11 protein-coding genes are annotated in these 16,396 nt (G+C 53.6%); 1 reads left to right on the top strand and 10 read right to left on the bottom strand.

The features are described from left to right. Positions 1 to 73: 73 nt before the first annotated feature. From MKX63_RS27560 to MKX63_RS27525, 8 genes are all read right to left on the bottom strand, one after another. A complete protein-coding gene (locus tag MKX63_RS27560) occupies positions 74 to 904 on the bottom strand; it encodes an aldo/keto reductase (protein ID WP_341021675.1) in 831 nt (276 codons plus the stop codon). Positions 905 to 943: 39 nt separating this feature from the next. Then, complete coding sequence (locus MKX63_RS27555) at positions 944 to 5,467, bottom strand: hypothetical protein (RefSeq protein WP_341021674.1); 4,524 nt, start codon at positions 5,465 to 5,467, stop codon at positions 944 to 946. After that, positions 5,454 to 6,212: a DUF6063 family protein gene (locus MKX63_RS27550; protein ID WP_341021673.1), complete on the bottom strand. Its 759-nt coding sequence runs from the start codon at positions 6,210 to 6,212 to the stop codon at positions 5,454 to 5,456. The genes MKX63_RS27555 and MKX63_RS27550 overlap by 14 nt, the downstream gene beginning before the upstream one ends. 12 nt (positions 6,213 to 6,224) lie before the next feature. Next, entirely contained in the window at positions 6,225 to 7,730 is a 1,506-nt protein-coding gene (locus tag MKX63_RS27545; RefSeq protein WP_341021672.1) for a hypothetical protein, read from the bottom strand. Next, on the bottom strand, positions 7,727 to 8,806 hold the full coding sequence (locus MKX63_RS27540) for a hypothetical protein (protein ID WP_341021671.1): 1,080 nt from the start codon (positions 8,804 to 8,806) through the stop codon (positions 7,727 to 7,729). Before MKX63_RS27540 ends, MKX63_RS27545 begins: the two co-directional genes overlap by 4 nt. Before the next feature lie 585 nt (positions 8,807 to 9,391). Further along, entirely contained in the window at positions 9,392 to 9,988 is a 597-nt protein-coding gene (locus MKX63_RS27535) for a GNAT family N-acetyltransferase (RefSeq protein WP_341021669.1), read from the bottom strand. A 60-nt stretch (positions 9,989 to 10,048) separates the two neighbouring features. Continuing rightward, the gene (gene thrS / locus MKX63_RS27530; protein WP_341021667.1) at positions 10,049 to 11,962 is read right to left on the bottom strand and encodes a threonine--tRNA ligase; all 1,914 of its coding nucleotides are present in this window, start codon (positions 11,960 to 11,962) and stop codon (positions 10,049 to 10,051) included. A 447-nt stretch (positions 11,963 to 12,409) separates the two neighbouring features. Continuing rightward, positions 12,410 to 13,078: an HAD family hydrolase gene (locus tag MKX63_RS27525; protein ID WP_341021666.1), complete on the bottom strand. Its 669-nt coding sequence runs from the start codon at positions 13,076 to 13,078 to the stop codon at positions 12,410 to 12,412. A 116-nt stretch (positions 13,079 to 13,194) separates the two neighbouring features. Between MKX63_RS27525 and MKX63_RS27520 the strand changes: the two genes are divergently transcribed. Continuing rightward, a complete protein-coding gene (locus tag MKX63_RS27520) occupies positions 13,195 to 14,250 on the top strand; it encodes a hypothetical protein (protein ID WP_341021663.1) in 1,056 nt (351 codons plus the stop codon). Here the strand turns inward: MKX63_RS27520 and MKX63_RS27515 are convergent. Then, positions 14,231 to 15,601, bottom strand: coding sequence for a glycoside hydrolase family 64 protein (locus tag MKX63_RS27515; protein ID WP_341021662.1), 1,371 nt, complete (start codon positions 15,599 to 15,601; stop codon positions 14,231 to 14,233). The genes MKX63_RS27520 and MKX63_RS27515 overlap by 20 nt on opposite strands. A gap of 203 nt (positions 15,602 to 15,804) precedes the next feature. Next, a complete protein-coding gene (gene msrA / locus MKX63_RS27510; RefSeq protein WP_341023316.1) occupies positions 15,805 to 16,320 on the bottom strand; it encodes a peptide-methionine (S)-S-oxide reductase MsrA in 516 nt (171 codons plus the stop codon). Positions 16,321 to 16,396: the final 76 nt, after the last annotated feature.

Genomic DNA, 16,396 nt, shown 5'->3' with positions numbered 1-16,396 from the left:
GATGGACGTATAGTTCCATCTCTCTTATGTGTATGTCCGAATCTAGTAATTATTCAAAAGAGTCTGCCGGGGCTTACTCGTTATTGAACCGGTCTGGATGGGAGCCGAAGCGCTGATCGCGGTTCAGGCCGTTGATCCGGCTGATCTCCTCTTCAGACAGCTCGAAGTCAAAAATATCAGCATTCGCAATAATCCGCTCCTCCTTGACCGACTTCGGAATCGTCACGATTCCGTTCTGCAGATCCCAGCGCAGGATGACCTGCGGCAGCGTTTTGTTATGATGGGCTGCAATCTCGGCCAGCACTTCATTGTCCAGCAGATGCCCTTGAGCCATCGGGGCCCAGGCTTCAATCTGAATGCCCTGCGCCTTGCAATACTCACGGAGCTCTTGCTGGTTAAGCAGCGGATGCAGCTCTACCTGATTGACCATCGGCTTCACCTTGGCCACAGTAAGCAGATCCTTCAGATGATCGATCTGGAAGTTGGATACCCCGATGGCACGGACTTTGCCGTCCGCATACAGCTTCTCAATGGCCCGCCAGGTGTCTTTGTATTTGGCCCGGATCGGCCAATGCACCAGATACAGATCGGCATAATCCAGTCCCAGCTTGCTTAAGCCCTGGTCAAATGCGGCCAGCGTAGAATCATAGCCCTGCTCGGTATTCCATACCTTGGTGGTGATGAACAGCTCCTCACGCGCTACTCCCGATTCACGGATAGCCTGCCCGACCCCTTCTTCATTTCCGTATACGGATGCAGTATCGATACTCCGGTAACCCGCCTTGATGGCTGCTTTGACCGAATCAATAACCTCCTGGCCCTCTTGTACCTTGAACACACCCAGCCCGAACCATGGCATTTCTACACCGTTAGCTAATTTCGTTGCCGATTTTAAGTTCATCATATTCACACTACCACCTGTCTAATGGATTTGTTGGATTAACTAGAATAATGAAGCAGGGATTAGCTTGCGCCCGCCTTTGACCAGGGTCGAATCCAGGGCATCCCCTTTATCTCCGCCAAAATACAGCTGCCAGTACACGCCGAAGCGGATGCTGACATCATTCTTGACCAGCTCCGGCGGCGTGACGATCAGCCACTGGAACTTCAGCGCCTTCGAGATCTCGAAGACCGGATCAAGCACGTTATTCGAGACCATCTCTCCGAACGGGTTATCGTACAGGAAGACCGTCCAGCCTTTATTTTCCCGGTTAACACGCTTATGGGTCATAATCATCATCGCCACCAGCAGTTGAACAGACTGGCGCTGTCCGCCGCTGCCCACCGCCTCATCCAGTGCGCCGCGGTTGATAACCTCCCAATCGGAATAGTGATAGTCCTCGGGAGCGGCATACAGGAAGTAATTCTCCGTCACCGGCTTATACACCTGCAATACCGGGAAGCGGTTCTGCAGCGCCGCGTATACCATGCGTCCATCGTTAATCAGCTCTCTGACGGCTGAAGCAGGAACCTGCTCCATCTTCGGGAACCGCTCCAGCAGGCTGCTGATGCAGCGGTTGAAGTATTCGCTGACCAGCGGTTCGATGTCGTCAGTCGTCCGTGGAACATTAATATTCTTGTAATTCAGCTTAACCAGCGGGAAGGCATGGCCGTTCTCATTGTGAATGATCATCCGGCGTTCCATCCGCTTCAGAATATCAACGATCTGCACCACACGCTTGGCTGCCCGGCCTACCCACAGCTTGCGGGACAGCTCCATATCCTCTTTATCGCTGCGGATGCTCTCCATCTGATCACGCGAGCTCTGAAGCATAGAATCCAGCACCTGTAAGGCGATAGCGAAATCATCCCAGTGAACATTGTTCAGGCGTTCCTGAATCTTCGTCTCAAGCTCCGCATTCCAGCCGGACTTGGCTACCTTGCCGCTCAGCCCAGTCTTCTCTTCCTTGACCTTGCGGGAGACCTCTGCCCGCTGGCTGCGGCTCTCCTTGCTGCGCTGCAGCCAATCCTCCACCAGCGTCTCGCAGCTCTCCCGCACACTCAGCTGCAATTCTTCCGGCACCTCCCGGAGTGGCGCACGGTGCTCGACATGGGTATCCATGATCCGGCTCTGATTGCCGAGAATGAGCAGCCATTGATCCAAGGAAGCCAGCGCCTGCTTACTGTTATTCAGCAGATGCTCATTCTCCCGGACCCGCAGACTGATCTCTTCCTCCTTCTGTTCCAGCGGATCATGCCATAGCTCTACCGTCCGCTCATGCTTCTCCTTAATCGCCTTCTCGGACTTGCCCAGCTCTTTGTGCAGGCTGTCAAGCTCGGTCTGACAGCGGATGAAGGAGTCACGGAGCTGTTGATAATCCTCGTCCAGAATCATCGTGTCGCTCTTCTGGCGGACTCTGGCGGACTGAATCATGTCCGGCGAATCCTGCGGCTCAGGGGAAGACGGCCATCCGGCATCTACCTGCTGCACAGCAGCTTCCAGCTCTGCCAGCTGTTCTCTGGCCGCCTTGATCTGGGCTGTTCTTGTGCGGATCTCCAGCTCATTCTGGCTTAGTGACTGCTGAAGACTCTCGGCCGTACTGAGCAGCTGCAGCAGCTTGTCCTGTACCGTCTCATTTAGCACTTCATCGGCAGCAGCTTCTTCTGCCTTAGCATCCGCCTCCGCAGCAGATCCCTGAACCTTGGCACCCGCAGATTCACCGGGGAACTCGATGTCCGGGAACCAGTTTTGCAGCCGCGGGAATACGGAATAACGGGCATCCCCGATCCATTTCTCGCGCTGCAAGGCGAGGCTGTCCATCTCCGCCTTCAGCCGGGCGAGCTGCTGGTCCTTCACTGCAATGTCTTTGCTGAGATTATTCTTCTGTTCCACAGACTTGTGCTTGTCTGTATAGTTCTGCTCGTGCTTCCGGCTCCGCTCATTCCACTCCCGCAGCGCCGCCGCCCGGGCCTCCTGCTCGGACTTATCCGCTTCGCAGGCTGACAGGTCTCTGGAAATTCCAGCCAGAACCTCCTCATAGCGTGCCTGTTCTGCATTCATTTCATTCAGCTGGCTGCGAAGCTCCTGCAGCAGAGCTTCCGCACTCTTCTGTCTGGCCCGCAGACTTGCGGTATGCTCGCCCTGATGGAGACGTTCATATTCCTGCCGGGCGGATCTCAGCTTGGCAAGATACGCTTCCTGCGCCTGAAGCTCCTCCTCCTGCTCACGGAGTCTGGAGGCCATCCCCCGCTTCCAATCCTGGAAATGATCCGGCTGCAAGACCATTTGCGGCCCTTGATGCGCCAGCAGCAGGAAGGCGTCTGTACCGCCCTCCGCCATCTCCTCGCGCACGAAGATCGGGACCGGAGCCTTAAGCAAAAGCTCCTTAAGCAGCTCCGGCTTCAGCTTAGCCGCTTCACGCTTCGTGACAATCAGGCCGTATGGAAGCAGCGGATGTCGTTCCAGCTCCTCCTCACGGACCAGATACGGCTGATCGTTCAGATACATGGTACCGGTCATGGAGCTAATCTTGAGGGCATCCAGCGTATCCTTCACCGTTACGATATCATGGTTAGGCAGCCAGTAGGCTTCGTGCTGCAGCTCGACATCCAGCAGCTGCTGATAATAATCCCGCCGCAGCCGTTTCGTCTGCTGCTCGGTGTCCTCCAGCCTGCGGATGAACCGCTCCTGGATTAGAGGCTTCGCTTCAAATAGAGCTGTCGCGCCTAAGAGCTGATGCTCCTCATACATCTCCAGCAGCACTACGAGCTGTGACCAGAGCTGCGACTCCTTGTTCATCTGGGCTTCGATTCGCCCGGTTAGCTCCTCTGCCTGAACCTCGGCCCCCAGCAGCTTCTCGGCCAGCCGGGTATGCTGCGTATGCAGAAGCAGCTTCTGGTCCTCAGCGGTCTTGCGCTGTTCGTTCAAAGCATCCATCTGCTCACTGAGTCCTCTGGCCGCAATCAGCGCGCGCTGAAGAGCGGCGGCCGGTGAGTGGGCGGCTTCCTGTCCGTGGCGGGAAGCGAACACACCCAGATCCTCTGTGTACTGACGGATCATGGCTGTTAATTCCTGCAGCTTTCCATCCAGTCTGCCAAGCTCCAGCAGTAATTCCTCCCGGCCCTTGCGCAGAATCTGCTCTTCCGCTGCATGGGACTGCTGCTGCGCGCTGTAGAAGAGACTCTTCTTCTGCCATAGCCGGTATACCTGCTCCCACTGTACCCGCAGTTCCTGCTTGGCTCCCTGAATGACCTCTTGTCGCTCCTTCATCGCAAGCGAACCCTCGATGGCTTCAATCTCCTTCTGCCACTGCTCCATCTGACGGAGCTGCAGCTTGCGCCGGGCCAGATAGTGGGCGACCTCCAGCGACTTCTCTCTCTGCTTCGACTCTTCCAGACGCTGCTTGGCCCGTGTCTGATTGTCCGAGACCGCTCTGAAGTGCTCCTGCTTGCCGTCATGCTCTTCCTTCAGCCGCAGGTACTTCAGATTATCACTCTCGAATCTTAGCATCTTCGCTTCCATATAATGTCCGGCCAGCTCATCCGCCGCTTTGCGGCGCTTGTCTTCCGCCTGCTTCAGTTCATCATGAATAACAGTATAGAGCTGCGCGCCTAGCCGTTCAGTCTCCCGGAAGCTGAGGTCCGCCTCCGTTCCAAGTTTCACCGCTTCATACAGAGGAGCCGCAAGAGAGGTGAACTCGGCAAAAGCCCGCTCGCGCTGCTCCAGCATCGGCAGCCGCTGGGCAACCGTAGCGGTATCCACGAACATCCGCTGAAGCGAGCCTTCATCCTCGCGCAGGCTCCCTCCCAGACTGGAACCGATCTCTGGAATAATCAGCCGCTCGAAAAGATTATGATTAGTGAAGGCGTCATTTTTCTGGAAATAGCCCTTGATGCCGCCCTCTTCCCCGTTGATTCTGCGCATATTGCGCCATTCATCGATATGGATATCATGGTCAGCCAGGTAGGCATAGTATTTCTTCAGATCGGAGCTGCTGCTGCCATAGACATTAATCTCACCCCGCCGTTCCCGCACAAACTGCTGAACCGCTTCGAAGCTCGCGGGCGTGTTCAGCTCATGATCATATAAGGGCAGGGTGGAGAGTGTAAGCTCAGCCGTCTCCTCATATTTCAGCAAGGCGTACAGCAGATAATCCACTTTGATCTCAAGCTGGTCCATGGAATGCTGGGCCGTCATCGCGATCCCGGTGGTGATATACTCCGTCCGCTCTTTATCGTCAAGCCTCCATTCGATGGCCACATGGAAGGTGTAGGGCTTCAGCTGTTTTTTGTGATTATGGAAGAAGGCTTCGACCTGGTTCTCATTATCCTTACCCCAGGCGGCTCTGGGCATCAGCAACTGGAAAATCGACTGCAGCAGCACGCCCTTTCCCCCGCCGTTCATCAGCGTAATCAGGGTATTGGCCGGGCCTTCTTCATTACACAGATCGAGGATCATATCCTCATATTTCTTCAGCATCTTCTCGTATTTGAGTCCGGCGATGCGGATTCGCTCAATGCGCGGCATGGGCTTCACCCTCCTGTTCGCTAAGCGTCCGGCCCACCAGAGCCTTCAGTTCTTTGTACCGGTCCACATCATGGTAGAGATAACGCATCCGCTCATACAGCTCTTCTCTTGGGAAAATGCGCTTCTCATTCTCGGAAATGAACACCAGATGCTCCTCCTCCAGCAGCTTCATTCCTTCGTGAATGAGGCCAATCCGGGAGCCTGCGCCGCGGGTCAGCGAATCGCCCTCCTCCTGGCTGCGGGTCTGCATATAGAGACTGGTCCATACTCTGTGCATCGCCTGGATATCCAGCCGCCACTGCTTGCTGAAGCTGCCGTCTTCATCCATGCCGATCCAGCCCTGGAACAGCTCGGATACCTGATCCGACAACTGAATATAGGACATGCTGTGCTGTCCCGGCTTGAAGTGCTGCTCATCCTGATCCATCTCCGCCAGGAAGACGAGGATTATAACGTTAATGATATGTAGATGCGTCTTGCGCTCTATCCGTGAATATTTATTGCGCAGCTGAGTGAAGTTGCTGGCGAACCCGGAGCCGATCGGACTCACGAGCAGGTGCAGGCGGTGACCGGAATTCATAATCCGGCAGCCGGCTTCTTTGGCTACATATTGCAGGGCATCATAAGCAGCGGTATCCTGCAGACATTCGGCGGCAGCGGGATCATCCAGCGGAATCACCTTGCGGCGAAGCAGGTCGAAGAACAGCCGGGAAGCCTGCTGAACTTGCTCTAGGGAATAACTCATATCCGAATCATCTCACTTCTCTACTATATTAATGGTATAAGGGCTGATCTCAAGGCCGGGGATACGTATGCTGCCCTGCTGCTGTGCAGAGATGGTGGTCCGCAGCCTTGTGCCGCGCAGCACCGCAAGCTCCGGGTGTTCCAGCATCAGCCGCTGCAGTAGTTTCTGGCATTCGTCTGCCACGCCGTGGCCCTCCGCTTCCTGCTCCTCGACAGTAATTACGGTATGGAAAAATTGCACCCACAAATCCACGGCATCCGGACAATCCGCCCAGCGCCGCTGCTCCTGCTCCGTGAACGCTTCCGCAGTGAAGGTGAAGCTGCCTTGCGCAGCCACTCCGGCTATGACGGGCAGCCACAGCTCACATACCTCGGTCCAGGGAATATCTCTGGGCACATAATGGATATCCTCTTCTTCTCCGGCTTCCTCCGGCGCATCCTGGGTATCCTCCGGCAGGAAGCCGACCTCCTGCTCTTCCCAGGCCCAGGCCAGCGGATAGATGAAATCCTGGCTGGGCGAGAACAGCCCGCTGATCAGCGTCTCCAGGCTATCCCCATCCCGCAGCCCTTCCGGCTTCACCCATTCCTCCCATACATGAGTGCGGAAGTTGAAGCCCGCTGCTCCCCAGAATAGCTCCGGGAAGTTCAGCCGCAGATTCGTCTCCGCTTCGAAGATGCTCAGCACGACCTCGGCCAGCTCATCATGCACCCGCCGGGACAGCTCGACCCGTTCGGAGAGCTGACGCAGCTCATTGAAATCAATGACATCCTTCTCATCATTGGCCAGCCGGGCCAGCGAGCGGTGGATATTATCGAAATGCTTGCGTTCCTCGTCAAATTGCCGGTGGATCTCCTCCAGCCGCTCATGCCGCTGGTTACCGTATTCGCTGAAGATATGCTTCGGATTACGGCGCAGCGCGTTGCGGTACTCCTGCTGCTGCTGGGTCATTTTGCGCACGCGGGAGATCAGCTCATTCACATCCTGCATCGCCCGGGTAACCCGACCATGCTTGATATGCATCTGAATCTCCAGCAGCTTGATGCTGACCTGGAACTCGTCGATAATCTCGTGGCTCATGAAGATCAGCTCCATCGCATACTCGGAGAGCCGGTAGATGGTCGTCCCGTTCTCTTGCCAGCTGATACGTGTGGCATCCTCATCCACGGTGAAATACTTGTATTTCTGGACCCCGATCTGCCGGGAGTTGTCATCGTAATAATGGGCCTCGAAATCCCCGCCGCTGCCGCTCCACAGAAGTCCGTCTATCAGCCGTTCGACCGATTCCGGGCTGCCTGACTTCGCTATGCCGAAGCGCTCCAGCGAGCTCCAGGCCAGATCCACGAGATCCTCCCTGGCCCGCTGTTCATTGGATTCCAGCTCCAGATAATAGACCTGCAGCAGCACACTAAGGGCAATCATTTCCTTATACGGCTGCAGCTCACCCAGATTCATGCCTGCACCCAGACTCCATAAGGGGTTCAGCCGCTTGTTCCGTTCTCCGAAATCATTCCAGTTCATGCTCTTGCCAACCTCGCCATCACTTCATAATTTAAGACTTCCTGCGGAATCCTCTTGTTCTCAGTCAGCAGGGTATTCATACACAGCAGCAGTTCGGGAATAGCTGAGAACTCCTGACGCACCCGCTCCAGATAAGGCAGAGGACAGTCTGTTTGTTCTTTGACATAATCGTACCGCCGATTGGCGTTGCTATGCATGGAAAGGTACACTGGCAATGCCAGTTTCATGTTCAGCTCCGGGTAGTCCAGCTTCAGTTTGCCGTAGATCTCCCAGCCCTTCTTGTCCATATCGCCCACATAGAACAGCGCTGGTTCAAGGGGATCAATGCCCTGTTCCTCCAAAAAATGCAGGCTGCTGACGACCTTCCAGCCTTTACCATAGATCAGCATATCGGGGTGCATTCCACATACCGTAAGCCCATTTTGTATCAGGTTTTTGGCGGAGTGGTAGAAAGAGAGGTTCTCTGAGATGAGAATACGGTCTACAGGCCTGCCCGGCATACGGAATGACCCGAAATCTTCACGTACAATCTCGGCTCGGAGCAGCTCCAGATTCATGCCCATTCTGGATAGCAATTGCTTGCCTTCTGGCCCAGCCAAATATTTCTCCTGATCAAAAAGCTCCAGCGAGCGTTCCTCACGCGTAATTAGCTTCCTGTCTTCTGCTGTAAGCAAAAATTCATAAATCCGTTCTATGTAATCCCATGTGTGTGCCGTCTGCGCTTCGGGATGATTCCTGTAATAATCCAGATTCAGCCCTTTCGCGCCGATGACCCGCATCATGGCCGTCTCGCTCCATTTAGCCTGAGAGGAAGCAGGTACAGTCAGCCAATAGGCTTCTTCCAAATCTGTGGATGAAAATTTTACTTTTTTGATTATAGGTATCAGGTATCCGTCTGCCACCAATGCTTCAATTCCGTATTTAAGCGCTGATCGACCATCTGCTTCGTTATAATCTCCCGGATACTCGAAGGATTCAATTATCGCTTTTTCAAGCTCCGCCAGCTTAAATCGTCTTCTGGCCCGGTGAGATTTCCTGAACTTGCACTCAATAACTTCCTGAATCCGCTGTTTCATCCCATCACCCTCACAACATAACATAAACCCAAATCCGCACCGCAGGGTGAAATATGGGCCAGAACCTACAGAGATATAGACGTTGTATAAATGCTCAGGCCCCAGAAATAATGGGAATGTATGTTTCTATTCTCATGTCTTTCTATTATAACAATGTTTCATAGATATGGCTATTTACAAAATGAATAGAGGAGCCCATGTCAGGACCCCTCTATGTTATGGCACGAATTCACAGCATGGCGCTAGTATCTTATCAGATTTAAAATAGTGGATCAGACGAAACACCCCTTCAAATTACATCTTTTTTCCAAACTGGCGTTGTTCTTCAGGGCGTTTGGCTTAGCGTAACGGACTGAAGTGCACTTATTCGGGAAGAAAGTCGCCATTGGGGCGAGTAACGGACTCCACAGGCCTTATCCTTTGCACTTCAGCTCCGAAACGTCTCATAGAGAGACTATAAAGTCGCCTGAGTCCGTTACTCTGCAAAGAGTGGCGTTTTCGTAGGGATAAGATCTCTCTGGTCCGTTAAATTTTGTGTTAATAGGACTTTACAACCTTATCCATCCTTTTTAATCTGATGCTCTACTATTTGTATTTCTCATTCACTAGATATAGCAGATTCTGCTTCACCGCAGGCCATTCCTCATCGATAATACTGTACAGCACATTGTCCATAACAGTACCGTCAGCGGTGATCCGGTGCTTGCGCAGGATGCCCTCCAAGGCCGCTCCAATCCGCTCAATGGCCCGCCGTGAGCGCAGATTGTCATTGACAATGGAGAAGTCTACCCGGATCAGCCCCAGCACCTCGAAGGCATATTGCAGCAAAAGCAGCTTCGACTCCGTATTCACTGCTGTTCTCCAGTAATCCGGGGAGATCCAGGTGCAGCCGATCTCTGCATTACGATGCGTAAGGTCCAGATGCATTAACCGCGTAGTCCCTACGATCCGGCCGGATGCCTGCTCCACCATTACATAGGGCATATCCTTGCCTGCTGCCTGATTCGAAAGGGCCGTATTCACCAGCTGTCCTGCCTCTTCCTCTGAGCTGATCCGTCTCCAGGTGTACTCCCAGATCTGCGGATTGTGCAGCACCTTGGTAAGCTCAGGTTTATGCTCCGCCGTTAAAGGCACAAGCCGGATTACGTTGCCTGTAAGCTGGCCTGCTTCTATTGCTGTCAACTGATTTCCCCCTATATCTTTTTGTCGGTTATCCTTCTCACCTATTAAATATGAAGCGTTTTATTCCCATCCGTCAATCTTAGCAGTCAGCTGCTGGATGAACTCCCAGGCGCCCAGTGTGAAAAATGTGTTCTCCGCACGGCTTCGTACCGAAATTGTACCGTCATTCTGCTCCTGATCTCCCAGCACCAGCATATAAGGGATTTTCTCCAGCTGAGCTTCACGGATTCTGTAGCCCAGCTTCTCATTCCGGGAATCCACCTCCACCCGCAGTCCGGCTGTTGCCAGCTGTCTTCTGACCCGCTCGGCATACTCGTCATGAACCGCAGAGACTGGCAGCAGCCTGACCTGCACCGGAGACAGCCACAGCGGGAACGCTCCACTATAGTGCTCAGTTAGAATACCCATGAACCGGTCAATGGAGCCGAATACCGCACGATGGATGACAACCGGACGATGCTTGTTGTTATCTTCGCCAATATAAGTCAGGTCGAACTTCTCGGGCATCTGGAAATCCAGTTGAATGGTACCGCATTGCCAGCTCCGCTTCAGGGCATCGAGGACATGGAAATCGATCTTCGGTCCGTAAAAAGCGCCATCTCCATCATTGACCCGGTATTCGATTCCATTCTTCTTCAGCACCCGCGCAAGCGACTCTTCTGCCTGATCCCAGAGCTCTTCAGAACCCATATAGTCCTCCGGGCGTGTGGACAGCTCGACCTTGTACTCGAATCCGAAGATAGAATAGAACTGATCGATTAGCTCCAGCACCCGCGATATCTCGGATTCAATCTGCTCCGGCAGCACGAACAAGTGGGCGTCATCCTGGCAAAAGGTACGGACCCGCATCATCCCGTTCAGCGCGCCGGAGGATTCATGGCGGTGCACCTGGCCGTATTCCGCAATGCGGATCGGCAGATCCCGGTAGGAACGGAGGCTGTTCTTGTAGATCAGCATGTGTCCCGGACAGTTCATCGGCTTCAGCGCAAAATCTGTCTCATCCACCTTCGTGAAATACATCTCATCCTTGTAATGATCCCAATGTCCGGACTGCTCCCACAGACGGCGGTTCATCATCAGCGGCGAGCGGACCTCTTCGTACCCGTCGGCACGCTGCAGCTTGCGGGAGAAATCCTCCAGCGCTGTGCGGATCAGCATCCCTTTGGCCAGGTAGAACGGCATGCCAGGCGCTTCCTCAGAGAACATGAACAAGCCCAGCTCCTTGCCCAGCTTGCGGTGATCCCGTTTCTTCGCTTCCTCCAGCAGGTGCAGATGCTCTTCAAGTGCCGCAGCACTCAGGAAGGCTGTGCCGTATATCCGCTGAAGCACCTGATTGTCAGCATCTCCGCGCCAGTATGCACCTGCTACACTAAGCAGCTTGAACGCCTTAATCCGGCCAGTGGAGAGCAGATGCGGCCCCCGGCACAGGTCCGTGAATTCGCCTTGCTCATACAGGCTGATGACTGCGTCCTCCGGAAGATCCCGGATCAGCTCCAGCTTCAGCGGCTCTTCCAGCTGTTCAAAGAACTGCACTGCTTCCTCCCGGCTAACCACCCGGCGCCGGATCGGCAGGTTCTCCTTGATGATCTTCCCCATCTCCCGCTCAATCGCAGCAAGATCCTCGCTGGACAGAGGCTGGGCAATATCTATATCGTAATAGAAGCCGTCCTCGATCACCGGACCAATGCCCAGCTTCACGTTCCGTTCTCCATAGATCCGTTTGACCGCCTGGGCCATCACATGGGCTGTGCTGTGTCTGTGAATCATCAGCCCGTCACTGCTGTCCTCCAGGACGATCTCCACGAGGCTGTCCCCTTCAACCGGACAATCAAGGTCAACGAGATTGCCGTCGATTTTGCCGGCGACCGCCTTCTTCTTCAGACTTACGCTAATCGACTCCGCAATCTGCGCAATTGTGGTGTTACGCGAATACCTCCTATTTGCTCCATCCGGCAACTGCACTTGAATTTCCATGATTATGGCCTCCATTTCTTGAGTGTATATTCGTATATAAAAACACAAAAAAACGCATCTCATCCCGGAAAGGGACGAGTGCGTCTTAAGCTCGTGGTTCCACCCTAATTCGACTATACGTCACTTCACCCCCGGCTGTTCGGCGGAAATGTGAGCAGTACAATCCTCATGGCATCCGTTAACGGGGATGGGGCGGTGACATTTACAGCCTCGCTAACAGCAGGAGGGTTCAGTGTCACAGCTATAGAGGGGTAACATCCGGCTGGTCTCTGTAAGAAGCTCTCACCTTGCACTTCTCTCTCTGGTCAGTCCTCACGGGATATCCTGTCTCTGGTCATTGCCTTGGTTATGGTGTTGCTGGTTACATAATACGCACGGTCTTCGCCGGAAGTCAATACTGCGCAGCAAAAAACTTAAAATCCGCTTTCCGCTTGACCGCTTAAATCTTTAATCATTCCGCTGCAACCGCAGAATTATATCCCCCGCTTCTTCCACCGTATGCGCAATATAGTCTGCTCCGGCTGCCGATAGCTCCTCCTCGGAACCATAGCCGAACAACACGCCCACTGAGGCTACACCGCAGGCTTTGGCCCCAATAATGTCATGCTCCCGGTCCCCGATCATCAGCGACTGCGAAGCAAGCAGATTATTCTCATCCAGCACGTGCTGAATCACCTCTCGCTTCTTCGAGCGTGTTCCGTCCAGATTGCTGCCGGCTGCATACTTGAAGAACCTGTCCAGCTCATAATGCCGGAGGATCTGCTCAGCGAATACAATAGGCTTGGAGGTAGCGACATACAGCTCGAACCCCATGGCTCTCAAGCTCTCCAGCAGCTCAGGTATGCCCGGAATCACATGGTTCTCGAACATCCCCAGTGTCCGGTAACGCTCCCGGTAGAATTCCACCGCCTGTGCCGCTGCCTCCGCAGAGAAGCCCTGAATCTCGACAAAAGAATCATATAGCGGCGGACCTATGTATGGAATCAGCAGGTCAGGATGCTCCACCTCTATGTCGAATTGGTTAAGCGCATACTCTACGCTTTTGGTAATGCCTTCCTTGGGGTCGGTCAATGTGCCGTCCAGATCAAACAAGATGTGCTTCAAGCCGTTCTTCATCTCTCCCGGATGCTCCCTTCGTGTGCAATTGCTATTTTATCATACCTTTCTTCCTGTTTATTTTCCATCCTAAGGATGCTATAATTCAGGGCAATTCGAGGAGCAGGAGGAAAAAGATGATACTACTGAATCCCGCCACAATACTTGTAGGCGACTACCGATTCGCCCCAAGAAACAATGCCGGACCTGAAGTTGTTGTATATGACAAGGAAGGCAGAGTGTATCAACTGGACGAAGACTTCACGCCTCTTGCAGTCGGACAGCTCTATAACTTGCAACCGCTTAACCTGGACTCCCTTTCGTTTCATCCTGAGCGGGAGCTGGCGGCTTTCATTATGGAGGATGCGGCAATCGGCGCAGGGGACTTTACGGGCCGCTTGCTGTGGAGCAAAGCCGGGGCGTATGAATGTGTTCTTTTCTCGCGTGATGGGGGTTTAATCTGGTCTGTAGCCAGGCTGGACGGGGAGCATCTGCGGATTTCGGTGTTCCATAGCGGGGACGGAACGTTGGCACATTCACTAGATTTGGAAGATCCGTTCGGTGACAGTGTGCTGCGGCTGATGGATATTCCAGGGGCGGAGGCTGTAACACTGGAGCTTGCTGCTGGTCAGGATGGTATATCTGTGTACGAATTATCTATTCAGCAGGACGGGTTACATAGCAGGGAGATGTTCCCGCAGGGATGTTATATTGCGCCGGCTTGGCATCCTGACGGCAGTCAGCTGTTCACCCTGGAGAATGATGCGCAGGTGTATGCCCGGTTCTCCTATCCAGCCTTGGAGCTGCTTCAGGAACAGGGCCCGCACGATGGGGACTACGAAGACGAGTGTGAGGAAGAAGACCATTATCCGGGGTATGGCATGCTCTATCTTCAGAACGGTCAAGTCATCACACAAAATACGAACGAACGCTTCTTTCTGTTTGATCCCGGAACGATGGAGCGGATTGGTGAGTGGGCTTTTACCGGATATGAGCCTGTGCCTGCGAGTGTAGTTTTCCCTTCACTGGATGATGATCCTTCCCTGTACTCCCAGCTTCAATCGTGTGAGAGAGTCGGCAGCCTGCTTATATTCAGGACCGGCTCTCTACACGAAATCCCTCATTTGCTGATGATTGAGGAAGCTGCGCTGCTGGAGACCATCGGCTCTATGCTTACCAGGCCACGCGGATAATCAGGCCCTTAGGGTCACCGACTTCCAGATAGGCTGCCTGGCCGTTCACATCGTCATACGGGAAGCCGTAAGCCAGTCCGCTGATGCTGTGATCATGCCAGAATTTCGCATAAAAGTTCGCAGGAGCCGCATTGTAATAGTTCGCTACGTTGTTCCAGTTACTGGTGGTGTAGACATGGCGGTTGATCGCAGCAGAAGTGGCGGCATCGATTAGCGAACCGTCATTGCGCAGAATATCCTGGGTGCTGTAGCTGGAATAGCCTGCGAAGTAATTCGCGTTGGCTCCGCCAGCTTTGAACGATCCATGGACTGGAGCAATAATCCGGTAAGGTGCCTGATCGGTTGCCAGCGATTTGAACGCAGACGGAACTTCATTCTGGTATTTGGTGAACAGGCCTGCCCGTGTCTCCGATTCCAGCTCGCCTACCGTCTTGTCATAGCCGCCGGACAAGCCGACCAGCCGGTGCTGGATCGGGAAGCCGAAGGCATCGACACGGGTGGTATTGCCATGATAGCCTGTAGCATCCACCGTGAATTCTACGAAGTCGAAATAAAGATTACGGTTAGGATCGGTCGGATTATCAATATCCGGTCCGGCAAAGCCATCGTCATAAGTCTTGATATACAGCGGCGTGCCTACACTGAGGAACATGCGGCCAGAGGTGATTTTGGGCAGCGTTACCCACGAAGCCTGATTAATCGTGTGATAGATGTTGGCATAATTCACACCGCTCTTGGTCAGATGGCCGGAAGCATTGTTCAGTGCATTCGAGATCGGAACCAGGTTGCCGCTGAGGTCCAGATAACTCCATTTGCCATTGGCCGGGTTGATGCCTAGCACCCCCCAGTAAATCTGGCTATCAGGATAAGCGCCGCCTGTTCCGTTCATGACTTTGACGGAGACTGAGCCTGCGGGCGGTGCCGGAATCGAAGAAGCAGCAATGGAATAGATGGAGCCTGAGGAGCCGGACGGCGGAGTTGTCGGCCCGGTTGTCGGTGCGGTTCCTGCCGTGTAGCTGAACCAGCCGGTGTCATATGCCGGAGTGCCGTTGTTGTAGGTGAAGAAGTAAGTGAGTACTGTGCCGCTGGCGATTCCTGTAACCACTTGTTCATAACGCGCTTTGCTGTTGTTATACGTTGAGCGGAAATTGCTTTGAGTCCCCGAATTCACCTTGTAATGGACGTCCACCCAACTGGTATTTACTGAAGATTTGAACCAGATTGTTGCCGAGGTTCCTGACAGGTCTACCCCTTGGGTAAAGTCTGCAGCGGCTGCTTTGGAATTGAACAAGGGCAGGCATGAGAGCAAAAGCACGAACGCAAGCATCGTCATTAGCCATTTTTTGGACATCCTAACATTCCTCCTGAATGATATTGGCATTTCTGTATCCGTTTACAAATCTGATTATAGTAGCTCTGGTAACTATTTAGTAGGCACAGAATTTCGGATTTCGGTTCCCATATTTTGGTTTGGTGCTGCATAAATAGCATAAAGCCCTTAATTCCCAGATGCCTGGTCATTAAAGGCTTTTTTACGCTTCAACTTCTTATTCGCTACTCCCAATGCTGCGAAATAAAGGTATCCCGCCCGGACTGCTCGCGGTCCTCTTTATAGTGCTTCGGATTCTTCTTGTGATAGTCCTGATGATAGTCTTCTGCCGGATAGAATACCGGCGCAGCCAGAATCTCCGTCACTACCGGCTGTTCGAACCGGCCGCTAACCGCCACCTGCTCCCGGGAAGCCAGCGCAGCCAGACGCTGCTCTTCCGTATAATAGAATACCGCCGTGCGGTACTGTGTTCCCCGGTCCTGAAACTGTCCGCCGTCATCCGTCGGGTCAATCTGCGGCCAGAATAGCTCAAGCAGCCGCTCATAAGGAAATAATTCCGGGTCATAAGTGATCTGTACCACCTCATAATGGCCGGTTGTCCCTGTCTTCACCTGCTCATAGGTAGGGTTATCTACCGTTCCTCCGGCGTATCCTGATACAATTCCGTGAATGCCGGGCAGCTCTTCGAATGGTGTAACCATACACCAGAAGCAGCCTCCGGCAAACATTGCCTGTTCCATAGCCATCTTTTCACTCCCTGTTTCTCATCTGCTGGCTCTCCTTAAACCCTGTACTTGAAGATAATGCCTAATGGTC

The sequence above is a fragment of the Paenibacillus sp. FSL R7-0179 genome, assembly GCF_038002265.1.
Lineage (GTDB): Bacteria > Bacillota > Bacilli > Paenibacillales > Paenibacillaceae > Paenibacillus_AQ.
The sequence above is the reverse complement of the archived record's forward strand: the minus strand, read 5'-3'. Positions and strand labels throughout refer to the sequence as shown.